Genomic DNA, 23,408 nt, shown 5'->3' with positions numbered 1-23,408 from the left:
ATTGAAATCGCGCCTTTGCAGGCTTGCGTCCGCATGACAAGGACTAATACCACTTTGCGATAAGTCACAATTAAAGCGGGGGATTGAAATCGCGCCTTTGCAGGCTTGCGTCCGCATGACAAGGACTAATACCATTTTGCGATAAGGATATGAAAGTGCCGCCCCCAAATCCTGCGCCCGCCGCCCAATCCCCTCCCTCACCCACCGCCGCATTGCATATAATATCTCGCTATCTCACATAAAGCAAGCAAAGTCTGCCTACGCGGACTATAGCGACTATTACACAAGTTAAGTATGTAATCTTTCTGTCATTCCCGGCGGGAATGACAGAAACGGCTGGGTACCCTATTACTCTGAGAAACCTTATATTCCGGAAACTCTCCAGCGATGGGCAAATCATGCCGAAAAATACGGCAGCAAAAAGAAACTCCGGTGTTACTGGATTTACAATTTTCATGCTTTTTGTATAACAGAGCGCAGGGACACGGCATGCCGTGTCCCTAGGGGAAGTGGAGATAATCGATCGCCATGAAGGGAGAGGCGAGGCGGCACTCCTGATATCCGAACCCAAATCGAGATGCACCCGAAAATCGACGCCAGACCGTTGGCTCACTTTCATTTATAAACAGCGAATCAAACTATTAACGGAGACAAATCCCTCAATCGGGGCGACGATTTTCACCCAGGAGATGTTCGCGCCATACTTATCGCGAACATACTCGTAATCTTCTATCAGTTGCACTCGTCCGTTACCGGGGATACCGCCGATATAGGAGGATGCGCCACCCGCTTCCGATCGCACGGCTAATCCTTGCGGGGTGACGAGTCCGTTAACTTGGCGACAGAGGGGACCGTCGGGAATGGTGGGGGTTTCGGACGGCGTGGTAGTGGTTTCCGGGGGTACTGGGGTGGGGGTGGGAGAAGTGAGAGAACCGGAACAAGGTTCCAGGTTGCCCCAGCTATTGGGTTGTCCGTTGGAGAGATAGCCGGCCACGGGACTGGTGACTTCCAACCAGATGCGATTATCGGAACCGAGGACACCTTCGCCGTTAGACGCCAGGGTGACTTGACCCTGGAAATCTACACCCCCCACTTGCGGGGCGTTGGGATCCGGTTGCTGGCGGATGGCGAGGCCCTGGCGGGCGGTAACGCGCCGGCACAGGGTATCGGATGCGGTTTGCGCCTGCAGGTGAGAGGGTGCAGAAGCGGGAGAGTTTGTGGTAACAAGTGTAGCTGCTAAAGCGGAGACGGTAGGTGCGATCGCCGTTAAACACAGCAACGCTACCGATAATCCCCAGGAATTCCAATTTTTCATCGCAATATTCTCCTACAATCTTAACTTTTTTTGAGAGAAATTTGTTTAACCTTTCTCCTTGATGTTATCTCAATTTATTGCCGATTTCGCTCCCTTGCCAAACACAATTGAAATCAATTCCGCAACTGCGCCCGGTTGAGGGATTTGCAGTGGGAAATCCAGGCAATGGGGAAGCGTTGGCTGGCGCGCGATCGCCCCATCCACCTCCCGCATGAATCCCCCGCCAGTGCTGGCAATTCCTAACCTTTGGTGCCGAGGAATTCTGCGAAAACCAGAGTGCAACAGACAGCAGGCAAAACAGCGGCAAAAACCCTTGTATTGGGGAAAAAACACAGAGGCGCGATCGCATCAAATCGGCAATGCTAACGACACATAATTAAATTCCCCGCCGAGACAAATCCCCGCTGGGGGGCGGAGATTTCCACCCACTCGCGCCCGCTACCATTGCGATCGCGAATTACCGTAAAATTCGGCACCAAAGTCACTCGTCCCCCGGGGTCCACACCGCCGACATAAGCGGAAGATGAGGACGCATCGGCGCGAATCGCCAATCCCTGCGGGGCGACGCGGGGTTCCACTTCACGACACAATTCCCCGGAGGGAATCAAAGGGGTGGAAAATCCCACCGATGCTGCTGTAGTTTCGTTACAGTAAATCAAGCTTTCCGTGGAGATATACCCCGCCACCGGGGAAGAAATCTGCACCCAAGTGCGAGCTTCCCGATTGCGATCTTGGATCAAGCCAGAATTGGGAACCAGCAGGACTCGTCCCCCGGGGGGCAAACCGCCGCGATTGGTGGAAAATCTGCTCGCCTCAGTATGGACGGTAATCCCTTGGGGAGCGATATCCGGGCTGATGCGGCGGCACATATTTGTGGTCACATTTGTAGGCTGACGGTTGGGTTGGGGGGCTACCCTCGCCGAACCGGTACAAGGAGCCAGATTGCCCGCACTTCCCGGTTCTCCGTTGGACACATATCCGGGCACCGGTTCGGAAATTTCCAGCCACACGCGCCCATCCGGACCGGGGATTTCCCGGGCGTCGGAAGCCAGGGTGAGGAACCCATTGGGGTCTACGCCGCTAATTTGCGGCGAATTGGGGTCAGGTCTCTGGCGGATAGCGAGACCTCGCGCCTCGGTGACGCGGCGACAGAGGGAATTGGCTTGCGCCAGGGTAGAGGTGGCGCTGAGGGAGGCGATCGCCCCTGGGGTGGTTCTGGGAAACCCGGCGATCGCGATCGCAAATGCGGTTAAACTTACAGTGGTGACGCTCCAGTGCCTTAACATGTTTATAACCTCACTGATGACTCGGGGAACTATTATTTTAAGCCTTAGAGGAAGCGATCGCCAGTCCATGAAAAGCGGACATCGATCGCCCCAATTCGTTCCCGGCGATCGCCGGGGGATAACCAGCGCCTTTTGCACTTCACTCCTCTACTTTTAGAGTTCCCCAGGATTTGCGATCGCTTCTCTAGAAACCGGAAACAAAATTCCGCCCATCCCCACTCTCCACTTTTCTATGTTATCAACCAGTGTCCAATTTTTTACCCGTCAAGTATGAAGATTTTTAAAGAAGATATAGACTGGGCCGCTTCCGAAGGAATCATTTCCCCAGAACAAGCCGACGCCCTGTGGGAAGCCCTTTCCCAGCGACTAGAGAACCGTCCCCAATTCAACCTTGCCAATGTCTCTTACTACTTTGGCGCATTAATTGTCATTTCCGGGATGACCTGGTTTATGGGGTTAGCCTGGGAGCAATTTGGCGGCGGCGGAATTTTCCTGATTTCTTGTATCTACGCCCTCTGCTTTGTCCTTGCCGGCAAAACCCTGTGGTTCGAACAAAACCTAACAATTCCCGGCGGATTGCTATTTACCATTGCCGTTTGCATGACTCCCCTTGCCATTTACGGACTGCAAACCATGCTAGACCTTTGGCCCCAAGGAGACCCGGGCAATTATCGCGACTATCACATCTGGGTAAAAGGCAGTTGGTTGTTTATGGAATTGGGCACTATTATTGCTGCTTTAATTGCCCTCAAATTCGTCCGCTTTCCCTTTCTGGTTGCGCCTATTGCCTTTACTCTGTGGTATATGTCGATGGATTTGACGCCGTTATTGTTTGGTCGGGTAGATTTTACCTGGGAAGAACGACTTTGGGTGTCTTTTTGGTTTGGATTGGCTTGTTTGGTGGTGGCCTATTGGGTGGATATGAAAACCACTCGCATTGCCCAGGATTATGCGTTTTGGCTTTATTTATTTGGCTTACTTTCTTTTTGGTTTGGCATGACCTTGATGGGGGAGGGGACGGAATGGGAATTTTTCCTCTATTTTGTTATCAATTTAGGGCTAATTCTGCTCTCGGTGTTGTTGCAACGGCGGGTGTTTATCGTGTTTGGTGCCCTGGGGGCGTTCGCCTATTTTTCCCATTTGGCCTATGAGCTTTTTCGGGATTCTCTGTTGTTTCCGTTTGCCTTGACCGTGTTGGGAATTGGGGTGATTTATTTGGGGGTTTTGTACCAACGAAATCGACGGGCGATCGAGGGGTGGATTCTCGGTTGGGTGCCGATGAGTTTCCAGCAAGTATTGCCCCGGCGGCGGTGGTAGGGTAGGCATCGCCCCGCTGCAATTGTGGGTAATTCAATCAATTGTACCCAGCGCCCATTTGGGGAAAATACAGTGTGGCGATCGCCCCGCGATCGCCGGTGTTGCCCATACATTGTAGGGTGGGCAATGCCCACCCTACGTTATGTGGAGTCTGTGCTATATAAAAAGCAACCCGAGGGATTACGGACAGAACTCTAAGTTTCTCGCCGACACATACCCATTAATCGGGAAGGTAATTTCCACCCAGTCGCGGGGTTCCCCATTGGCATCGGGAAGCAGTTCGTAGTTTTCTACCAGGGTCACTTGTTCCCCTGCGCCGACGCCACCTTTATACTCGGACAACCGCGAGGGGCGATCGCGAATCGCCAGACCTCGGGGGGCGCGATCGCCATTGACTTCGCGGCACAGACTTTGGGTGGTGGTTTCTGTGGGAGTTCTGGGCACTGCACCCACTCTTTCCGTACAATAGCCCAAATTGCTCTCACCGCTAGGAAACCCGTTGGACACATACCCTTCCACCGGGGAGACGATTTCAATCCAAGTGCGACCCCCGGGACCTTGGATACCGCGATATCCTTGGGCGAGGGTCACTTGGGTATCGAATCCTACGCCACCCACGCGCGGGGAATTCGGGGTGGGTTCTGCGCGGACGATGAGTCCCACGGATGCGAGCACGCGGCGACAAAAGCTCTCTGGGGCCTGAGCCAGTTGCACGGAGGTTTGCCACCTCTCGGTGAGGGGGGAGGGGTTTGGCGAGGCGATCGCCGCAGGTGTCATACTGCTACCGGCGATCGCGATCGCGCTCAACACTGCACCGGGTAAACTCCACAGGGTTAATTTTTTCATCGGTTAATCTCCCAATGTAACAAAAACATTTGTGTTATGGTATTGTCGTTATAGCAAAAAACCGCCACGCTTCAAATCAGTCTGAAGATAGGGATTTTTGGCAACCACGGGGCAAAATCGCCGGAACATTTCCCCATTGGGGGGTTTTTTCCCACTGGGCGATTCCTCTCGGCAAACTCCCCCGTTTCTTCCCTGTCTGCGGTTCGATGGGGCTGCACCCGCTTCTGATTGTAATCGAAATTTCGCGATCGCACAAGGCTTTTTTCCAGTTTCGCCGCATTTTCCCCCTGTTTGCGTGGCGTCACCCCCTTCTGTGCGGCATTGGGGGGATATTCGATTAATCATTGGCAAAATGAAATCGCTTTTTTGTGCAGGTGGCATGGATTGACGAAAATACCAACCCCACGCCGCGCCTAAAAGGGAAAAAAGCATCCCCCACCCCCGCATCAGTTCAACCCCAACCCGCTGCGATCGCCCACCTTACCGGAAAAAAGCCACAATCGCCGCCTTTTTCCTCCTGCACAAAAGGTTAACCCAATAATTACCTTTTCTTAAACCAAGGTTATCACAACCTACAATATTTCTGGTAAAATAAAAATTAATTGTTTCGATTATTATCGCCCAAATCATTCACAGACTACAGGAGAACGCAAGGGGTAAGTATGACCCTCAAACGCCGAAATTTTCTAATATTTTTAGGTGCCACAGTTGGTGCCGTTGCCTGCGGTAATCTCGCAGAACAGGGACAACAAAAAACGTCATTTTCACCCGAAAAAATCGGCGGATTTTGGGACTTTAAACCGGTGAAAGGCCCCATGCCTCTGGATGGGGATACAGTGGCGATCGCGCGACAACCGCTAGAATATGCCCGCTATGAAATCAAGGATGACTTAATCCTACCCGAAGGCTACACCTACGACACCATTGCAATGTGGGGAGATCCATTAGGAGATTCCCGAGTGGGGTACAACAACGATTATCTCTCCTTTGTGGAAACCGGAGACGGCGAAGGGGTACTCACCGCCAATTTCGAGTATATCAGCGGTGCCACCTGGATGCAAACCTACGAACAGGCAATGGGAAAATCCCTGCCCCTTGCCGAAATAATCCCCAAAGATAACGCCACAAACGGCAAAATTGACGCCTACAAACTGTCGGACAAAGACCCAATTAAAGCCAAAATTCGCGAAATTTGCGAAGCGGCATTAGAAGACCAGGGAATGGGGGTGATTTTTCTCAAAAAAGCCGCCGATGGACGATGGGAAAGAGCCGAATCGAATGCCAACCGTCGCATTTCGGGAATTTCCGGTATAAAAGGGAAATATTTAAAAGCAACCGGACCGGGAGTCGTCATTTTCCAGAAAAAGAAAAAAGCGGGATATGATGATAAATTAGACGAGAAAATCCTGGGCACCTTTGCCAACTGTGCTGGGGGAACTTCCCCCTGGGGGACGGTATTTAGTGCCGAGGAAAATTTCCAAGCGCAAGTTCCGGAAGCGGTGTATGCGGATGGGTCTTCATTTTCCCCCAGCAGTTTGCCGTTTAACACCCAATCCCTTAACGGGCAGGGGAATGTGTTGGGGTTAGCGGGGAACAAGTACGGCTACATGGTAGAGGTCGATCCCGCAGATCCGAACGACTACGGCACCAAGCATACCTGGTTGGGACGCTATCGCCACGAAGCGGTTGCCTTTCATGCGGTGGAGGGGAAACCCTTGGCGGTGTATTCCGGGTGCGATCGCCGAGGGGGTCACTTGTATAAATTCGTCAGCAGTGGCAATATCAACCGCCCCACGGACAAGGCCAATTCCCGCTTGTTAGAAGACGGAATGCTTTATGCGGCGGCGTTTGAACCCGATGGAACCGGGCGCTGGATTCCCCTGAAACCGGATACGCCCGTCAGTCCCCTGTTGCCCAGTGCGGTCCGGGGAGGCAAAGTGATGCTCCCGAACCGTCCGGAGGGGGGATTTGTGGCCGTCACCCAAGACGCAGAGGCGATCGCCTTCGGGGAAAAGTATAAAACCCTCGGCGACCTCTACGAAGGCAGCGATCGCGAAAAACAAGGCGCTATCCTGGTAGACGCGCATTTTGCCGCCAACGCAGTCGGGGCCACCGCCACCGCCCGCCCGGAAGATACGGACACCGCCCCGGACGGGTCGCTATACATTGCCTATACTTCCGGTAGCCCGGGCAGCGATGGCGGACCGGATCGAGAGATTTTCCAAGGACCCCAGGGAGAACCCTGGGAATATGGCTGGATTATGCACCTCGCGGAACAGGAAAACGACCCCGGGGCGACCGAATTTACGTGGGAAATGCTGGCGATGGGGGGCGAACCGGCCAATGGGGGGGCGGGATTCTCCAATCCCGATAATTTGTTCATCGATGGCGATCGCCACATCTGGATGGTCACGGATATTTCCACCGGCAAACATAACGACCCCAACGATAAGGACCGATGCGGTTGTTTTGGCAATAATTCGATTTGGTATATTCCCACCTCTGGAGAACATGCGGGAAATGCCTATTTATTTGGCCTCGGACCGATGGAATGCGAAATATGCGGCCCGTTTTTCACTCGCGATCGCCAAACCCTATTTTTAGCCATACAGCATCCCGGCGAAATCCACGGCATTCGGCAAAACAATGCTCTAGAAACCCGCCAATTTCTAATGAAAAGCACCGATGGCAAACAGTTCCTCCAACATCGACAAGTGCCGTTAGGATCCAATTGGCCCGGAAAACAACCCAACGACCCCCCCAAACCGGCGATCGTTGCCGTTCGCAAACTCACCTAATCCCATTTTCCACCACTCGCACCACTCGTTCCCAGCACATGCTGGGAACGCCCTCCCCCAGCTACCGCCTCCCCACAATAGCACAATAATAAACCCGCTGGCTTCTAGTTAATCCTGCTGCAGGTTAATCGAGTGGGAAGAATTGCGAAATTGCAGGGTATAAATCTCCGTGGGCAACTCAATTTCCGCCTTTACCAATCCTTCTTTAATCGCCTTTGCCCCTTGAGAAGTCATTTCCATAAATTCCGCTCGTCGCGAATCCACCCAAAACCGAACTTCTAAATTTACCGTACTCGCCGCTAGTTCTTTTACCAACACTTCTGGCGGGGGACTCGGTTCTACTAAATCAAGATTTTGCAGGGTTTCCAAAATCACCTGTTTGGCGCGAGCAATATCCGCATCGTAGTCAATGCCAACTATCACCGAAGTGCGTCGCCGCTTGGATGCGGTATTGTTAATAATGTTTGAAGAAAACACTTCTTGATTGGGGATATAAACCACTCGCCCGTCATAAGTAGTCAAGGTCGTTGCCCGCAAGTCAATGTGGGTAACGGTACCCTCAAAATCTTTAATTACAATTTGGTCGCCGATGCGAAATGGGTGAGCGGCGAGTAAAATCACCCCGGCAATGTAGTTACTCAAGACATCTTTCAAACTAAAGCCGATCGCCACACTGGTTAACCCCAAAGCGCCCAGTAAGGTAGCGAAATCCAATCCCAATACTCCGAGGGCAATAATCGAACCCACCACCCAAATTGCGCCATATCCCAAGCGCCCGATGAGAATTTCGGTGTTGCGATCGCCTTCGGTTTGTTCCGCCCAAGTCAAGGCAATCCGCCGCATGGAAATCGCCACCAACCAGGTGAATACCATCACGATCGCCGCCCCCACAAACGAGGGAAAATTACTAATTGTATTTCGCAATAACTGTCGCACAGTGCCATTCACCCGTTGTACCACATCGATCGCCAGAGGCGGTTTTTCCAAAGCAGTATTGAGTTGTGCGACCCATTGGGTGGCTAATTCTTCCACATTTTCCAGTCCAAAATCCTCCGCATCCTGTGGCGTCACCGTCATAATGATCCGGTTATTTATTTGCAAGGTAGCAAAATTTTTTGCCCGGTTGTATTGCACCGTCAAAGGGTCGATTTCCTCGGATTTGGCGATTAAACTAGAAATGCGGCGGTTGATAATCTGCGCTCTTTCTCGCGCGCTCAAAGGTCCCAAACTACCGATTTGAAAAATCGGTCGCCCCCGGACCATCACATCGGCAAAAAACGGTTCGTTTACCGTCGGGGCGCTGGTTGGCGTCGCCGGGGCGACAACCGGGGGCGGGACTTCTTCCTCCTGTGCTAAAATGGTTCCACCGCCACTGAGCAGCAGACCCACCAGGAAACCGCACAAATAAACATAACCCCGGATATTTGAAGTGGCGTTGCTTCGTTTAAACATGCTAATTGGCGATCGCTGATGTACGTCTTTTCTATTGTCCTCCAAACCCTTTAAAAGGTAACAACAAGTTTGGCAAATCCGATGCATCAATTCACCCGCTACTTTGCGAAGCGATCGACCCCAAACCATTCTGCCAGATTTCCCCCCAAATCACCCTCCAACGTCCCCCCATTCCCTTCACACCGTTAGAACTTCCGCAAAAACCCTCCCCGCAAGCGGTACCCATCCACCTAACCCCCCCTGACCCGCTAAAATATTGCATGTTGTTAATCACCAAGGATTGATTGATTCCCCAACCGGGGACGAAGAACAAAAAGTCACCTACAAAAGACAATTAATACAGACCGATTGCCAATCCTAACTTTAAAATCGTAGTGAGTTAAACAGGAGCGTATTCTATCATGGCGCGGAAACAGTGCCCACTCTCCCTGGCAATGTTTGGGGTGACGCTAGTGCTAGCGATCGCCGCGATCGTAACTCGCCCATTTACCCCCCTCCGGATCCAGGCACTGGCGGGAGAATCAGACGCCCCCCAAGAAAAGCCGATCCTGAGTCAACTGGATCCTTTGGATCCACCACCGAACCAAGATGCCCCCACCCAAACGGCGGGAGGAGGCACCCGGGTGCGATACGACCCCCCCCTAAACGAAGAAGCGCCCGATTTCCGCCACAGAGGAATTAACGGAATACGCGGAAAATGCCCGGTAGACGAAGCGTTGCCAGAGGTTCCCTTAACCTTATTAATTCCGCCAAACCGAGTGGGATTGAGCCTTACAGACACCCCCCCCAGCTTTTTTGTGTATGTACCCCCCACTGCTGCACCACTGGCAGAGTTTGTCCTCTTCGATGAAAGTGAAACCATAACCATTTATGAAACGACGATTCCCTTAGATCGAACCGGGGGAATTATTCGCATCCAACTGCCCGCCGAGGGAATCTCCTTAGAAGCTGGCGAATATTATAAGTGGTATTTTAGTGTAATTTGCGACCCTAACGATCGCGCGGCGGATTTATTTGCTTCGGCATGGATTAAGCCCATCGAAACTAACCCCATGCTGAGGGAAACCCTGGAAAAAGCGACTCCCATCCAACAGGCGGCTTTATATGGAGAAAATGGCATTTGGTACAACACCCTAACCAGCTTAGCACCGTTGGTAAATGCGTCGGAAGAAAAATCCGCCACAGCGCAAGCACAATGGCAACAACTGCTCGAGTCCGAAACCGTGAAACTCGAATACCTTGCCGAAGAATCCCTGTTAGATTGTTGTCAAATTGAAAATTAAGCGGCTAGAGTAGGAATTGCAATATAGGGGCAAAAAAACTCGGTTAATTTCACCTTTTGAACCTGCGGCTGTAGCTGTAGGGTGGGCAACTCGTTGTCCACCCTACCCGTGAGGGCGGTGCGGTTGTCCTGTGCTTTTGAACCGACAGCTGTAGAGAAGCCCGGTTGCATCTCTACAGTTTGTGGAGTAGAGAAAAATAGGGAATAATTGATGTGGAAAAATCTGAAAAATCAGTTGTGGGAATGGCGGGGAATTTTTATTGCAGTTCCCACGGTAGCGGCATTAACGATCGCCTTGCGGAGTGTTGGGGGATTGCAGCTTCTGGAATGGGCGGCGTTGGACTTATTTTTTCGCTGGCGTCCCCCGGAACCCACCGAAACCCGAATTGTCCTGGTTGCCATTGAGGAATCGGACATTAGAAAAACCGGGGATTGGCCGATTTCGGATTTAATTTTAGCGCAATTGTTGCAGAAAATCAAGCAACAGAAACCGCGTGCGATCGGACTGGATTTATATCGAGATTTACCCGTAGAACCGGGGACTGAGAAGTTAGGGAACCTGTTCGAGAGTACCGAAAATCTGATTGGCATTCAGAAGCTCGTGGGGGATGCTTATGGCGAATCCGTAGCACCCTCGCCAAAATTAAAAGAATTAGGGCAAATTGGGGCAGCAGATATTTTAATCGATAAAGATGGGAAAGTGCGGCGGTTTTTGCTGTCGATGAAAAACTCAGAGGGCGAAACCGTTTATAGTTTTGCCGTGAGGTTAGCGTTAATTTATCTGCAACAAGAAGACATTTCCCTAGAACTTATTGACCGAGAGAAATTTAAGGTCGGATTGGGGAAAACCACATTCGTTCCCTTGAGAAAGAACGATGGGGGATATGTGGATGTGGATGCGGGAGGATTTCAAATTTTATTTAATCCGCGCAGTCACGTTTGTCGGGGAAAAATAGAGCATTGCGATGTATTTGAGACTGTGACAATGACCGAGGTATTAGAGAATCGGATAGCGCCGAATTTGTTTCGCGATCGCATCGTGTTGATTGGGTCCACAGCAGCGAGTTTGAAAGACCGATTTTTTACTGCATTTAGCAACAGCTATCTCACCGCACCGGCAGGGGTAGAAATTCATGCCGATATGACCAGTCAACTGGTAAGTGCGGCACTCGAAAACCGACCGTTATTGAATGTATGGCCGGATGGAGTAGAATGGGGGTGGATTGGGTTGTGGTCGGGCATAGGTGCGATTTTGGGGTGGAAATTGCTGCGCTTTCGTTGGAAAGCGGCGAGCATTCTGGTGGTAGGCGGGAGCGCGATCGCCATTGCATACCTGGCATTTTTATCCGGGTGGTGGATACCGATCGTGGCCCCCTTGCTGGCATTAGTGGGATCGGCGGTGGCGATGGTAGGCTATACGGCGTATATAGAAAGCGAAGACCGGGAAACGGTGATGAACTTGTTGGGGCAGCATGTTTCCCCGAAAATCGCACAAGCGGTATGGAGCGATCGCCACCAATTGCTGAAAGAAGGGCAAATTCTCGGCCAGCAAATGACCGCCACCGTGCTATTTACCGACTTAAAAGGCTTTACCCGCATCACCGAACGCACCGACGCCGAACAGTTGATGTTTTGGTTGAATGATTATATGAAAGCCATGTCCGCGATCGTGTTGCAGCATGATGGCGTAGTGGATAAATTTATCGGCGATGCGATTATGGCAGTATTTGGCGTGCCGATTCCCAGCACTCGGCGAGATGAAATTGCCCGAGATGCGATCGCCGCCGTTTCTTGTGCCGTCGCGATGGGCCAAAAACTGCGATCGCTCAATCAGCAGTGGCAGTCCCAGGGTCGTCCCACCGTCGCCATGCGCGTCGGTATCTCCACCGGCATGGTCGTGGCCGGCAGTCTCGGTTCTCGCCAACGCTTAAATTATACCGTCTTGGGCGATAGCGTCAACGTCGCCGCCCGGTTGGAAAGTTACGATAAATCCTTGTTGGAGGGTGGCATTTGCCGGATTTTAATCGGCGAAGAAACCTATCGTTATATCCAGGGACAATTTTCCGCCGAATGTATCGGCACCGTGCCACTCAAAGGACGGGAAAAACCAGTGAAGGTCTATCAAGTGACAGAAGTTTAATTTTGCATATCTCCCTGAATATATATTTTCGCGAATGTCCGCGTTAATCGATTCCTCACAAATGCCAAAAGAGAATACAATCTTCTCTCCGGAGCAATAGTCGCAAACAGAATGAGTCCTTGTCATGCGGACTATAGCGCTGTCGCCCCGGGCTTCGCGCTTTACCTTTGCCTCGGCACGATTTCAATCGCCCGCTTTAATTCGCTAGCCGTAGGGTGGGAAACGAGTTGCCCACCCTACCCGTGAAGGTGGTGCGTCAGTCCTGAGAGGAAAATTTGCCCACCCCCTACCCCAGAACGCCAATTTGCGGCAAAATAGTTAAGAAAGGTAAAGATTGCCATGTAATTTGAGAAAAGCCGATAACCATGACCGTACAACAGCTTACATCCTCAGCCACCCCCAACTCCGAAACCGGATTTGATTATGACATTGCCATTGTCGGGGGTTCAGTGGCAGGTACAACCCTCGCCGCCGCGTTAAAAGATTCCGGATTGAGCGTAGCGCTGATTGAGGCAGTGCCGCAGTCAGTAGCAGCATCGCGGAATAAAGTGTATGCCACCTCATTGCTTTCCGGGCAAATTTTCCAAGGAATCGGCGTTTGGGAGAAAATACAGCCAAAAATCACCACATTTTACCAGATTAGCCTATCCGACTCGGGAATCGAAGGAGTGCGGTTCAAGCCCACAGATTTGCAGACAGAAGCCCTCGGATATGTGGCAGAACATCAAGAATTGTTGCCGGTATTGCAAGAATTTCTCGAAGAGCGCTGTAGCAACGTCACCTGGATCTGTCCCGTGGAAGTGGTGGGGATAGAGTATCGAGACGACGGCGCTATCCTGGAGATGCAACCTGTCGGCGAACCGCAGACCGAAGAAACCAGGCGGATTCGCACCCGACTCATCGTCGCTGCAGATGGGGCGCGATCGCGCATCCGCACCCAAGCCGGCATTCAGACGCGCGGTTGGAAATACTGGCAATCCTGCGTTACCGTGAAAGTCAAACCCGAGAAAGCGCATCATAACATTGCTTACGAAAGGTTTTGGCCCAGCGGACCGTTTGCGATTTTGCCCTTAACCGGCAATCGCTGTAATATCGTCTGGACTTCCCCCCATGCGGAAGCAAAAGCCTTAGCACAACTCGACGACGCCGAATTTTTAGCCGAATTGAAAAAGCGCTACGGCGATGCAATGGGAGAGTTAGAATTGATTGGCGATCGGCAAGTCTTTCCGGTGCAACTGATGCAAAGCGATCGCTACGTGCAACCGAGACTCGCCCTAATTGGCGATGCCGCACATTGTTGCCATCCCGTGGGCGGACAAGGGTTAAACTTAGGAATTCGCGATGCGGCGGCGATCGCCCAAGTGCTGAGCGATGCCCATCAAAACCGCGAAGATATTGGGGATTTAGCCGTGTTGCGACGCTACGAACGCTGGCGCAAACTCGAAAACCTGATAATTCTCGGGTTTACCGATTTTCTCGATCGCCTGTTTTCCAATAACTTTCCCCCATTTGTTGCCCTGCGCCGTCTCGGGTTGTGGTGTGTGCGAAACCTACCTTTCGTCAAGAGATTTGCCTTGCGCTTGATGACCGGCCAAACCGGACGACATCCGCAAAACATCAAACCATTGCCCTTGAAAGTCTCCGTGCAATCCTAGGATTTAGCCAAACAATAATTGCCCTTTTTTATTTCGCGATCGCTACTCAATCGGTGGCGATATTTTTATTTGCAAAAACCTTTTGCTAGCAATAAAAAAACCAGTATATTGGGATAAAACAGTCCGGAAACGGGTTAAAAATGAAGAATGAATAATTTAGAGTAGCCTAGAATACCTCTAAATTATTCATTCTTTAAATGGTTTGATGGATTCTCCCAAATCAGGAAAAAGTTAAGATTTCCGAGCCAAGTGAACCCAGACATGAAAAATAGAGAACCGAGAATTGTGGTTCTAAATTCTTAATAGTTCATGCATCATTGGGTGTGACGATTAGGGAATAGATTGACCCACGGTGGAATTAATTCTTAGATTGGCGGGGTCTCCCGGGAGATAAACCAGGGGGTCAACCGCATCTTCGCCCGGAGGATAGAATTCAAAATGCAAGTGGGGGCCAGTGCTATTGCCCGTGCTGCCCACTTCTGCAATGACTTGACCCTGTTCCACCGCCTGACCTTCCACCACCAGAATGCGGTGATTGTGAGCGTAGCGAGTAAAACTGCCATCCGGGTGTTCGATTTCCACTAAATTGCCGTAACCCCCCGGATTCCACCGGGCATAAGTGACCGTTCCCCGGGCAACAGAAACGATTGGGGTACCGATGGGAGCTGCGATATCAATGCCCTTGTGCATTCGTCCCCAGCGCATGCCGTAACCCGAGGTAAAGACCCCATGAGTCGGCCAAATAAGCTGTTGAAAACCCTGTAAAGGTTCAGGGAGATAGGTACCCGCAGCAGCTAACGGGGGTAAAGCCTGGGGCGTGGTGTTCGTAGTTTGGATGCGTTCTCGCAACAAATCCAGACGAGTGCTGATGCGGGTTTCCAGGGATTCCGACTCCTGATGAGCGCTGTTGATGGGCGATGGGGGAGCCTGTTTGGGGGGCGGGGGGTTGAAGCGATCGCGGCGTTCCCACACCGCATCCGATCGCTGCAAATGAGAAACGCGGGCCGCCCCCATATCAGGCGATCGCCCGTATCGCTCTTCCCGGGAGTGGTCATTTCCCCGGGTTTCCAGACGCGACGTCGGCGTTGACGGTGCAGAAGGGGTGACAGAATTATCCGCCCCAGACCAATCCCGAGTAGAGGGTTTAGGATTAGAGAAACGGCGATCGGCATTTAGGGGAACCGAAGCGCCAGGGTTTCGCACCATTGCGCCATCCGACACTGCATCCTCATCAGTGCTGAGGGTTTCCCCGCCGCCGATCCAGAAAGGGGAAGGCTTGTCAGAAAAAGAAACCGACTCCGCAGAGACATCAGACAACTGAGCAGATAAACCCGAAGCGGGTGAGTCAGGGGATGACGAAGGGTTCATTTCCGCCGTAGGAGTTGGAGAGGGAGAGGATTGCTCCTCAGCGGGAGCATTCCCGGCGGAAAAGTCCGACTCATCCGGAGGAGCGATCGCCTCAGGGGAGAACGGAGCTTGCGATCGCGTGGACTGGGCAATTTCCAACGCCTGATAAATGCAAGCCGCCACCTCCGCGCGAGTCGCCAACTGATTCAGATGCACCACCCAATCCTCCAGATGCGAGTCCTGGGGTAGAGTTGGGTGTCGATCGAGCTGGTGCAAAAAAACAATTGCCGTCGCTAAACGTTGCTTCGCCTCCTGTGGAATCGACTCCACCTCTTGAAAATACGCCTCTAAATCCCTGCGCGCCGACTCCGGAATGGTTAAATTTAAGCCATGTACCAGAGCCAGCAAAACTTGCAAGCGCGAAATCGGTTCATTGGCTTGAAATCCCTCAGTGGTGTACTCGCCAACAAACCCCATGTGGGAAACCGCATCAATAGCCGTTCGCGCCCATTGATGGTCCTCCAGATTGGCAAAAGAAGCACCACCAAGCTTCTGAGCAGAAGCTTGGCGGCGATTGGGAAAAGCTTGTTGGAGTACGGCAGCAAACTGCCCCTGGGTCATCGGGGTCTCCGGGCGAAAACTGCGATCGGGAAACCCATGTAGCAGTCCCCGAGCTTGCAGCGCTTCGATAAACCCGCGCGCCCAATGGTCTTGCAAATCGATGAACTGCACTTGCTCCACCAAAGCGGGAGTGGAAGCGGCAACATTTTTGCCTCCTGCGGCATCGGTATTAAGAATATCCGCCCCTTGCATCCCCCGAAGGTTGTCTTTCGGATTTTGGGTGAGCGGGGTACCACTAACAAATTCTGGAGTTTGGGGTGGCACAATCGGGGAAGAGACCCCGGGCTGGATTGCCACCTCGCGGGTTAAGTCCGCCGTGGTAATTGCAGCTAAGGTGCCAATTGCAAACTGTTGAATGTTCATTGTTCGCCTTTTGAGTCGGATAAAGCCTGAGATCTAGAGCGAATCTCGGGTCACGTACCCCAGAGATTTCCGCTACAGGCTGGTGGTCATAGATGGACCCTTTCCGGAAAAAGCCTTGGGTCGCGGTGGATTCGCGATCGCAGGCATTCTTCGATGTGGGATTCCCTTGCGGGAAGCAGATGCATGGTGTGGGGGGTGACGCTGCGACATTTTGCCCGGTTGGCAAGCTCAGAGCTTCTGAGATTCAGCCACCCTCGTTCCGGTCATTCCCCGGGTGCTACATCGGGCATGACAATCGCCGGAATGCTTTTTATAAAAAGCTTTTCGCGCGATATGACCCGGCCCTCATTCAAGCTTTATACTGTGCGGCGGTGTAGAAATCCGTACAGTTACTCAATTTAATTTTTATTGAAATGATTTCGGAATTTTTTTTGCGTAAGGAATACATTTTTTGCCACAAGGGTAAATATTTATAGGTAAAGAAAACATCACAGTCAAATCATTGCAGCGTTATAAAACCAAAACCTCCGGCTCCCGCCCCGATGCTCGCGCAGTGGAAGATGCATCCGGGAGAAGAAGTGACGGGGAAAGGGAGACTCGTGGGCACTTTGGCGGGCGGGGGTTCGCGGTTCGCAGGGGTGGGGAGTGGGGGGGGGTTGGGATGGGGGGAACACAGCCCTGAGGAAATGTGGAAAATGGGATCGAGATGGATCTAGCCTGTTATTGAAAACGAGGATTGCATCAGCGACTGTGAAAGCAACAACCAAGCGTCGAAAATCTGGGGGATGGCGATCGCGGCGTCTCGCCCGCCTCTTCATCCTTCCCCTGCTGACGATCGCCTTGCTGCTGACATGCAGCATTGAGTCGATCGACGCAAGTGTAGGGAGTCCACCTGCCGGTGCCACCTCAGTGACCCTAGAGGTGGAGCCGCTAGGAATCCGCGAATCATCGGAGTTTCACCTCGCCCAGTTTCGCTCCGAGTGGCTGAATCGGGAGTTTAGAGAAGCACAAGCGCCGATTTCTCTGGATGGGCGACGATTGTTTTTCATCAGTCGTGCAGGAGAGTATCCGGCAGATGTGCGCGCGGATTTGATTGAAAGACAGCTTCAAAGAGCGGTAGAGTCCAGGGAGGCAATCGAGGTCGAAGTTCGCAACTCGAACGAGATGCCGGCGATTTTTCTTGGGTCTCGCCAACTGCTGACTGTCACCGACGCCGATGTGCCCGAAACCGTCAATCCGGAAACCCAAGCGCATATTTGGGCGCACGAAATCGAACTGGCCCTGCAACAGGCGCGGCGAGAGCGCAACGGCAAGTTTATTCAGAAATCGCTCATTTATGCCGCGATCGCGGTGGTATTCGTACTGGCACTGAATCGAGGATTGAGCATCTTCTGGCACCGCTACCGGGAACCGTTGCGCCAGCAGTTGTCTAAAAACTTGGATTCCGAGCCGGATGAGTCGGTGGGGGCGCTGGATTTGTTGCTCAGCCTGAGTGTGGCGATCGTCCGCTTCCTGCTCTGGGGTGGGGCGCTGCTTTACATCACCAATCTGTTTCCCTTCACCCGACAAGTCAGCTACCGCATCACCGAGGCTCTCAGCACCACTTTTACTTCCGGACTCCTCACCCTCGGGGAACGCTCTTACTCCGTCATCGACTTGCTGATTCTCACGGCGATGCTCTTGGGATTGGTGGCCCTGTCTGGTATTGTCACCAATCTGCTGCGATCGCGCGTCTTGCGCTACATGAACATCAACCGAGGCGCGAAGGAAGTGGTTGCCATTATGAGTAAATACGGCTTTATCTTCATCGGCGCAATGGTGGTGCTGCAAATCTGGGGCTTAGATATCAGTTCCCTAACGATCGTGGTTAGCGCCCTCGGGGTCGCGATCGGTTTTGGCTTTCAAGATATCGCGAAAAATTTTGGCAGCGGTTTGGTTCTGCTGTTCGAACGCCCCATCCAAGTGGGGGATTTTGTCGAGGTGGCAGACTACAGCGGTACCGTGGAACGGATCGGCAGTCGCAGCACCATGATTCGCACCTTGGATCAAATCTCGATTATCGTCCCCAATTCCCGCTTTCTGGAAACTGAGGTGATTAACTGGAGTCACAGTAACCCGGTTTCTCGTCTCCATTTACCGGTGGGGGTCTCTTATGGCGCTTCGGTGCAAGCGGTGGAAAAAGCCCTGTTAGATGCCGCAAAAGCCCATCCGGATGTCTTGCTGGTGCCGGCCCCGCGCGTTATGTTTATCGGGTTCGGAGACAGTTCTCTGGATTTCGAACTGCTGGTGTGGAATGCGGAACCGAGCAAGCAATATTTCCTGAAAAGCGATTTGTATTTTCGCATTTTCTCGACTTTCGCAGAGCGCAATATCGAGATTCCTTTCCCCCAGCGCGATTTGCACGTTCGTTCGGGCAATTTGCCGGTGCAATTGTCGCCGCAATTGGAACAGGCGTTGTTGCAATTGCTTCAACGATTCGGCGATCGCAAGAGCAGCTCTTGACCCCCCCCAAACTGTCTGCGCCATCCCCTCGCTTCCCCCCCCGGGGCGAATGCAGGGTTAGGATACAAATGCCATTACCGTCGCCGGAGAACCAGAACCCTCGCACAGGCGCAGGGGAGCGATCGCGAGGGTAACTCCCTTCGGCGGCAATTTATCTAAATTGGTGAGATTTTCCAAGACAATACGCGGTTGCGCTAGCACTTGCCGATTCGTGGCAAATGTGGTATCCTGCCCGCCATCTACTCCGTGGGTATCGATGCCCACTCCCGCAATCTGCCGGCGATCGAGCAAAAATCGCGTTGTTTCTTCCGCAAACCCGGGAAAATGCTGCTGGTTGATAAAGGCTTTGGCATCGGACCATTTATGTTGCCACCCGGTGTACAGTAACACCACGCAACCCGGGGGGATTTTACCCTGTTTTTCCTCCCAGTGGAGTACATCGGCGCAAGATAGGGTAAAATCCGGATTGGTAGAGGCCGGTGCTGCGATATCGATCGTCACCGCCGGAACGATTAGCGATTCTGCGGGATAAGCCTCGATTCCGACGCCATCCGGGTAAAAACTCTTCGGGGCGTTCATGTGTGTGGCGCTATGTTCGCCCATACAGAAGCGTCGCAGGTAATAGCCATCTGTTGATAATTCGGCAACTGTCTGGACGTCTACGGGTGGATCCCCGGGCCAATGGGGGATCTGAGGCGCGATCGCGTGACTGAGGTGCATCACTCGCGAATAGGTAATTGTTTTGCGGTTGGATTCAGGGTTCATCATTCCATTTTTAAGCGTTAATAGTGGGAAATGCCGCTAGCAGCAGAATCTGAAAAAAAATCGGTGGTTAGCAATCCCCGGATCGGGCTTTAACCTTAAGGATAGAATAACCAACGATTGCTTTTAGAGGGGTCAACTCTAGCTGTAAAACGAAGGAAAAACAATGCAAGAATATCAACAAATTGCTGCCTGGGTCAAAGAACAACACGCCGAAGATTATCTCCTGACATGGTTGCTGACACAACCGCAACTGTGGTGGTGCGAAGGAGAACTCTATCAAGCGGCGATTTCCAAAGACGGGGAGCGCCTCAAAGCCTTTGTCGAAACTCACCAAGAAAGTGAATTGCTCGTGCAAATTGCTGATAAGTTAACGGAGGACGACACCTGGGAAATTGTCGCCGTTTTCCTCAACCAAATCTGCGATTTTTATCAAGAACTGCTCGCTAAATTGCCGGAAGTACGCCCCAAACGCGAACGGATCCCTCGGCGCGGGTTGGAAAGTCAAAATTTCGCGATTGAAGCTTGGGCGCGAGAAGAATCCGACGCCGATCGCCACTCTGACTCGGATGCGATCGCCTGATGCAACGAGTATCGATCTCCTCGGCGGTTCAGGGGCAAAATGATGCACTCACCACGATAAAAATGAGAATTGAGAAGCACAACTCGATCCAAATTCTTAATTCTTAATTCTGCATTCGCGGTGGGGAGTAACCTGTATTCAGACGCGCCGTGGCGCGTCTGTCCCTGGATTTTCCCCCACCCCTTTCCCCGCTGCAGGAAATTTCATATCATATAATATCTCGCAATCTCACTTAAGCGTCACTGCCTTATACTAAATATATACTCGGCGCTCGGATTGGACGAACTCGCCTTGTTCTTTCGGGTCCCTCCAGACAGTCCCCCTCACCGACATTTCTTCAGATTCGGTGGGGTAACGACCAGAAAAGTTGGTATCCTAGAATAAACTGGGAAAATTTATTTTCCCAACCCAACCAACACTCAAAAAAGGTAGACAACTTAAATGGCAAGACCAACCAAAGCACAAATGCAGCAAAGCTGGAATGCCCGCAAATCCCAAGCGTTTAAAGATATGAAAAAAACACAGATGGAATACTACATGAGGGCAAAGCTGATCGAAGTCGGCGTGAATCCGAAATCGGCAATTTATCGCTGGAGTGTCGAAAGGAGTGGCGATCGCGAAACCTGGACTTACAGTGCCTATTGGGCCGACTCTAAAGAAGAACTCTTAAAACAAGAACAACAAACCTCTAATTCCACTCCCGGTTAACCCGGTTGTATGGCGAATCTTTCTGCCTTGCTCTAACTCGACAAACGAAAATCGTGGTGCCTATCGCGCTTGGGGGTTCGATAACCGGGAAGCCGCCGTGCGAGTGCCCAGCAATCCTGCGCCCCCCTCTCCCACCCATTTCGAGCTAAAAACAATGGATGCTTCGGTGAATCCTTATCTCGCTTTGGGATCCGCGATCGCGGCGGGATTCCCCGGCGAACCCGTAGCGGTAGATCCGGGCTATTTGGCACCGGCACAACGCCGCGATCGCGGCATTGATTTGTTACCCACCTCTTGAGGCGAGGCGATCGCATTTCTCACACAACATAAAATTTTCCTCGATGCCTTAGGGAACTGGCAACGGCTTATTTAGCCGTGCGAAACGCCGAATGGGAAGCCATGAAAGACCTAGACCTGGAACAAGAGGTGCTGCAAGCGCGATCGCTACTAACCCAGAAGTCGGTTGTCCGAATCGTTGCATCGCAATTCCTCCACATCGGCGGACAATCATAAGCCCCACCGCGACTTCTAGTCTTGTTTCCTTTGTCTGTGTTGCCCTTAGTATCACTGTGTGACCCATGAGAGACCTTTGGCAAATTGCCGCGATCGACCAACAGGCCCACAACCTCCTCAAACCGGAGGTATTTGCCCGTTTTCCCTATCCCTCTGCCTTCACAGAAGGACACCACAAGGCGATCGTCAACCATCACGCCCGTCATACCCTCTGCTATCGCCGCAGTTTGCGCGATATCGCTCAACTGTTGCAATGCGACCCCACCGAATCCGCCATTCTCGCACAACGCAAACGCTTGGGGTTATAACGCCTCACCGAAGTGTGCTTTAACCACGCCCAACTCGATACCATTCTCTTAGATGACGGATTTCTCCCCACCGACATTCTCCCCCTAGAATGACACCAAAACTTTCTCCCCGTCAAGCGATTGCTGCAGTTGGAAATGCTCGCCGAAACCCTCTTGCGAGAACCTGCCGATTTTGCCACATTTTTAGCGCGATTTCACGCCGAACTCGACCCGCCCCCGCCTGGAGTTGTCGGATTTAAAAGTATTGCCGCATATCGCACCGATTTAGCAATCGAATCGGTCTCCCCAAAGGTAGCAAAACCGCGATTTGATGCGCTCAAAAACGCTGCCAAAACAACATCTTTTCGCCTCCAGGATAAGTGCTTCATTGACTTTTTAATCGCCCAGGGATTGGAAATTGCGGCTCAATACGAACTCCCGGTGCAATTTCATACGGGATTTGGCGATCGCGACTTAGATTTGCGCCGCGTCAATCCCCTGCACCTGCGCCCTTTGCTGGAAGATTCCCGCTTCCAAACCGTCCCTTTTGTCTTGCTTCATGCCGCTTATCCTTTCTCCCGCGAAGCCAGTTATCTCGCCTCGGTTTATCCGCAGGTTTATCTCGATTTTGGCCTTGCCGTGCCCTATCTCAGCGTTGCCGGCATGCGCCATGCGGTTCAGATGCTTCTAGAACTCGCCCCCACCTCAAAAATTATGTACTCTTCTGACGCTCATTTTATCCCAAAATTGTATTATTTAGCAGCAAAATGGGGGCGAAAAATATTGGCCGACTGTTTAGAAGCCGCGATTGGCGATTTAGATTTAACCCCTCCCGAAGCTGAAGACATTGCAACGGCAATTTTACAGAGAAATGCGCGGCATCTATATCGGTTATAATCGGCACTTTTCCTCGGGATTCACCCCTTTAAGTGATTCATTTCACCCCCGGTGGTTCCCCGGCGATCGCCCGGAGGGAACGAGTCGGATTTACTCCCTCGCGACGCTATTATACCTACGTTTTCGCCGCTTGCGGGAGGGTTTCGAGAACCTTGGTGGCGACCCCGGCTAAATTATCATCTCGAGTCATGCCGAGAATATAAACGTAAATGGTGTTTTTTCCCACCCGGTAGACTTTGATATCGCTGAGGTGGTATGTCAGAAATGTCAGCAATTGCCGATATCTCCGCAGGGTTGCCCTTTCGTGGAAGCCGTACCACTCCTTTTCGGAGAATGCAGGGGCAAAAAATTCGTCCACAGTGATGACTTCTACCGGTGCGTCTGGCGGGTGGTAGGTTAGTTGGAGCAGTTGCTCGCGCGTCACCTGGTTCGTGTCCCAAGTTATCACCTGAAAGGGAAAGTCAGATTCGCTCATCCAGAATAAGCAATTGGTCAATTCGGCAAGCTTTTCTCTCAGAGTGGTATTGATCGGAATCATTTTTCTCCCATTTTAGAGCCAAAAGACTTATTATAGTAGCAAAAAGCGCTTTTTGCTTTCCATCACGGGGTCAGTTGCCGTCAGGTTGGGATTGTCAGGGTCTAGTGACGAGCTATTTTGTCTCACATAAAGAGAGTTGAGGGCATAAGTGCGGTGGAAAATATAGTGCGTTTTTCATGTGGCTTCGGTGGGTGCC

21 protein-coding genes are annotated in these 23,408 nt (G+C 52.0%); 13 read left to right on the top strand and 8 right to left on the bottom strand.

What is annotated here, in order from left to right; translation table 11 throughout:
• Positions 1-619 precede the first annotated feature (619 nt).
• Both AC0QH1_RS28230 and AC0QH1_RS28225 read right to left on the bottom strand, forming a co-directional pair.
• Positions 620-1,315, bottom strand: coding sequence for an SH3 domain-containing protein (locus tag AC0QH1_RS28230; RefSeq protein WP_324634775.1), 696 nt, complete (start codon positions 1,313-1,315; stop codon positions 620-622).
• Between the two features lie 362 nt (positions 1,316-1,677).
• Positions 1,678-2,601 (bottom strand): SH3 domain-containing protein, encoded by a 924-nt coding sequence (locus AC0QH1_RS28225; RefSeq protein WP_324634774.1) that lies wholly within the window; start codon positions 2,599-2,601, stop codon positions 1,678-1,680.
• A 16-nt stretch (positions 2,602-2,617) separates the two neighbouring features.
• Between AC0QH1_RS28225 and AC0QH1_RS28220 the strand changes: the two genes are divergently transcribed.
• Entirely contained in the window at positions 2,618-2,758 is a 141-nt protein-coding gene (locus AC0QH1_RS28220; protein ID WP_324634773.1) for a hypothetical protein, read from the top strand.
• Between the two features lie 113 nt (positions 2,759-2,871).
• On the top strand, positions 2,872-3,918 hold the full coding sequence (locus AC0QH1_RS28215; protein ID WP_324634772.1) for a DUF2157 domain-containing protein: 1,047 nt from the start codon (positions 2,872-2,874) through the stop codon (positions 3,916-3,918).
• 180 nt (positions 3,919-4,098) lie between these two features.
• Here AC0QH1_RS28215 and AC0QH1_RS28210 read toward each other — a convergent pair whose 3' ends face one another.
• Complete coding sequence (locus AC0QH1_RS28210; RefSeq protein WP_324634771.1) at positions 4,099-4,764, bottom strand: SH3 domain-containing protein; 666 nt, start codon at positions 4,762-4,764, stop codon at positions 4,099-4,101.
• Between the two features lie 662 nt (positions 4,765-5,426).
• Between AC0QH1_RS28210 and AC0QH1_RS28205 the strand changes: the two genes are divergently transcribed.
• Positions 5,427-7,562: a PhoX family protein gene (locus tag AC0QH1_RS28205; RefSeq protein ID WP_324634770.1), complete on the top strand. Its 2,136-nt coding sequence runs from the start codon at positions 5,427-5,429 to the stop codon at positions 7,560-7,562.
• Positions 7,563-7,670: 108 nt separating this feature from the next.
• Here the strand turns inward: AC0QH1_RS28205 and AC0QH1_RS28200 are convergent, their stop codons facing one another.
• On the bottom strand, positions 7,671-9,059 hold the full coding sequence (locus tag AC0QH1_RS28200) for a mechanosensitive ion channel family protein (RefSeq protein WP_324634769.1): 1,389 nt from the start codon (positions 9,057-9,059) through the stop codon (positions 7,671-7,673).
• Positions 9,060-9,415: 356 nt separating this feature from the next.
• Between AC0QH1_RS28200 and AC0QH1_RS28195 the strand changes: the two genes are divergently transcribed.
• A complete protein-coding gene (locus AC0QH1_RS28195) occupies positions 9,416-10,297 on the top strand; it encodes a DUF928 domain-containing protein (RefSeq protein WP_324634768.1) in 882 nt (293 codons plus the stop codon).
• Here the strand turns inward: AC0QH1_RS28195 and AC0QH1_RS28190 are convergent.
• Positions 10,294-10,467: a hypothetical protein gene (locus AC0QH1_RS28190; RefSeq protein WP_324634767.1), complete on the bottom strand. Its 174-nt coding sequence runs from the start codon at positions 10,465-10,467 to the stop codon at positions 10,294-10,296. The two genes, AC0QH1_RS28195 and AC0QH1_RS28190, sit on opposite strands and share 4 nt — an antisense overlap.
• Positions 10,468-10,507: 40 nt before the next feature.
• Here AC0QH1_RS28190 and AC0QH1_RS28185 point away from each other — a divergent pair, with 40 nt between their 5' ends.
• Positions 10,508-12,436 carry a CHASE2 domain-containing protein gene (locus tag AC0QH1_RS28185; RefSeq protein ID WP_324634766.1) on the top strand — a complete coding sequence of 643 codons (1,929 nt, stop codon included), beginning with the start codon at positions 10,508-10,510 and terminating at the stop codon, positions 12,434-12,436.
• Positions 12,437-12,801: 365 nt separating this feature from the next.
• Positions 12,802-14,091, top strand: a complete 1,290-nt coding sequence (locus tag AC0QH1_RS28180) for an FAD-dependent hydroxylase (protein WP_324634765.1) — start codon at positions 12,802-12,804, stop codon at positions 14,089-14,091.
• 330 nt (positions 14,092-14,421) lie between these two features.
• On the opposite strand, the gene AC0QH1_RS28175 is transcribed toward AC0QH1_RS28180, so the two are convergent.
• A complete protein-coding gene (locus AC0QH1_RS28175; protein ID WP_324634764.1) occupies positions 14,422-16,422 on the bottom strand; it encodes a peptidoglycan DD-metalloendopeptidase family protein in 2,001 nt (666 codons plus the stop codon).
• Between the two features lie 750 nt (positions 16,423-17,172).
• Between AC0QH1_RS28175 and AC0QH1_RS28170 the strand changes: the two genes are divergently transcribed.
• A complete protein-coding gene (locus AC0QH1_RS28170) occupies positions 17,173-18,924 on the top strand; it encodes a mechanosensitive ion channel family protein (RefSeq protein WP_324634763.1) in 1,752 nt (583 codons plus the stop codon).
• Positions 18,925-18,981: 57 nt separating this feature from the next.
• On the opposite strand, the gene AC0QH1_RS28165 is transcribed toward AC0QH1_RS28170, so the two are convergent.
• Positions 18,982-19,692 (bottom strand): cyclase family protein, encoded by a 711-nt coding sequence (locus AC0QH1_RS28165; RefSeq protein ID WP_324634762.1) that lies wholly within the window; start codon positions 19,690-19,692, stop codon positions 18,982-18,984.
• A 160-nt stretch (positions 19,693-19,852) separates the two neighbouring features.
• On the opposite strand from AC0QH1_RS28165, the gene AC0QH1_RS28160 reads away from it, so the two are divergent.
• The 6 genes from AC0QH1_RS28160 to AC0QH1_RS28135 all read left to right on the top strand — a co-directional run bounded on the left by AC0QH1_RS28160 (position 19,853) and on the right by AC0QH1_RS28135 (position 22,674).
• Positions 19,853-20,269 carry a hypothetical protein gene (locus tag AC0QH1_RS28160; RefSeq protein ID WP_324634761.1) on the top strand — a complete coding sequence of 139 codons (417 nt, stop codon included), beginning with the start codon at positions 19,853-19,855 and terminating at the stop codon, positions 20,267-20,269.
• A 441-nt stretch (positions 20,270-20,710) separates the two neighbouring features.
• Positions 20,711-20,977 carry a hypothetical protein gene (locus AC0QH1_RS28155; RefSeq protein ID WP_324634760.1) on the top strand — a complete coding sequence of 89 codons (267 nt, stop codon included), beginning with the start codon at positions 20,711-20,713 and terminating at the stop codon, positions 20,975-20,977.
• Between the two features lie 97 nt (positions 20,978-21,074).
• Positions 21,075-21,275, top strand: a complete 201-nt coding sequence (locus AC0QH1_RS28150) for a hypothetical protein (RefSeq protein ID WP_324634759.1) — start codon at positions 21,075-21,077, stop codon at positions 21,273-21,275.
• Between the two features lie 77 nt (positions 21,276-21,352).
• Positions 21,353-21,490, top strand: a complete 138-nt coding sequence (locus AC0QH1_RS28145) for a hypothetical protein (protein WP_324634758.1) — start codon at positions 21,353-21,355, stop codon at positions 21,488-21,490.
• Positions 21,491-21,555: 65 nt separating this feature from the next.
• On the top strand, positions 21,556-21,798 hold the full coding sequence (locus AC0QH1_RS28140) for a hypothetical protein (protein ID WP_324634757.1): 243 nt from the start codon (positions 21,556-21,558) through the stop codon (positions 21,796-21,798).
• A gap of 120 nt (positions 21,799-21,918) precedes the next feature.
• Entirely contained in the window at positions 21,919-22,674 is a 756-nt protein-coding gene (locus tag AC0QH1_RS28135) for an amidohydrolase family protein (protein ID WP_324634756.1), read from the top strand.
• Between the two features lie 115 nt (positions 22,675-22,789).
• On the opposite strand, the gene AC0QH1_RS28130 is transcribed toward AC0QH1_RS28135, so the two are convergent.
• Entirely contained in the window at positions 22,790-23,212 is a 423-nt protein-coding gene (locus AC0QH1_RS28130; RefSeq protein WP_324634755.1) for a nuclease A inhibitor family protein, read from the bottom strand.
• Positions 23,213-23,408 lie beyond the last annotated feature (196 nt).

This window comes from Phormidium sp. CCY1219 (genome assembly GCF_055795085.1).
The sequence above is the reverse complement of the archived record's forward strand: the minus strand, read 5'-3'. Positions and strand labels throughout refer to the sequence as shown.

Bases quoted from the DNA above. Each gene is read 5' to 3' on its own strand.
- AC0QH1_RS28230 (WP_324634775.1), bottom strand. From the start codon at position 1,315: ATGAAAAATTGGAATTCCTGGGGATTATCGGTAGCGTTGCTGTGTTTA.
- AC0QH1_RS28225 (WP_324634774.1), bottom strand. From the start codon at position 2,601: ATGTTAAGGCACTGGAGCGTCACCACTGTAAGTTTAACCGCATTTGCG.
- AC0QH1_RS28220 (WP_324634773.1), top strand. From the start codon at position 2,618: ATGACTCGGGGAACTATTATTTTAAGCCTTAGAGGAAGCGATCGCCAG.
- AC0QH1_RS28215 (WP_324634772.1), top strand. From the start codon at position 2,872: ATGAAGATTTTTAAAGAAGATATAGACTGGGCCGCTTCCGAAGGAATC.
- AC0QH1_RS28210 (WP_324634771.1), bottom strand. From the start codon at position 4,764: ATGAAAAAATTAACCCTGTGGAGTTTACCCGGTGCAGTGTTGAGCGCG.
- AC0QH1_RS28205 (WP_324634770.1), top strand. From the start codon at position 5,427: ATGACCCTCAAACGCCGAAATTTTCTAATATTTTTAGGTGCCACAGTT.
- AC0QH1_RS28195 (WP_324634768.1), top strand. From the start codon at position 9,416: ATGGCGCGGAAACAGTGCCCACTCTCCCTGGCAATGTTTGGGGTGACG.
- AC0QH1_RS28190 (WP_324634767.1), bottom strand. From the start codon at position 10,467: ATGCAACCGGGCTTCTCTACAGCTGTCGGTTCAAAAGCACAGGACAAC.
- AC0QH1_RS28185 (WP_324634766.1), top strand. From the start codon at position 10,508: ATGTGGAAAAATCTGAAAAATCAGTTGTGGGAATGGCGGGGAATTTTT.
- AC0QH1_RS28180 (WP_324634765.1), top strand. From the start codon at position 12,802: ATGACCGTACAACAGCTTACATCCTCAGCCACCCCCAACTCCGAAACC.
- AC0QH1_RS28175 (WP_324634764.1), bottom strand. From the start codon at position 16,422: ATGAACATTCAACAGTTTGCAATTGGCACCTTAGCTGCAATTACCACG.
- AC0QH1_RS28165 (WP_324634762.1), bottom strand. From the start codon at position 19,692: ATGATGAACCCTGAATCCAACCGCAAAACAATTACCTATTCGCGAGTG.
- AC0QH1_RS28160 (WP_324634761.1), top strand. From the start codon at position 19,853: ATGCAAGAATATCAACAAATTGCTGCCTGGGTCAAAGAACAACACGCC.
- AC0QH1_RS28155 (WP_324634760.1), top strand. From the start codon at position 20,711: ATGGCAAGACCAACCAAAGCACAAATGCAGCAAAGCTGGAATGCCCGC.
- AC0QH1_RS28140 (WP_324634757.1), top strand. From the start codon at position 21,556: ATGAGAGACCTTTGGCAAATTGCCGCGATCGACCAACAGGCCCACAAC.
- AC0QH1_RS28130 (WP_324634755.1), bottom strand. From the start codon at position 23,212: ATGATTCCGATCAATACCACTCTGAGAGAAAAGCTTGCCGAATTGACC.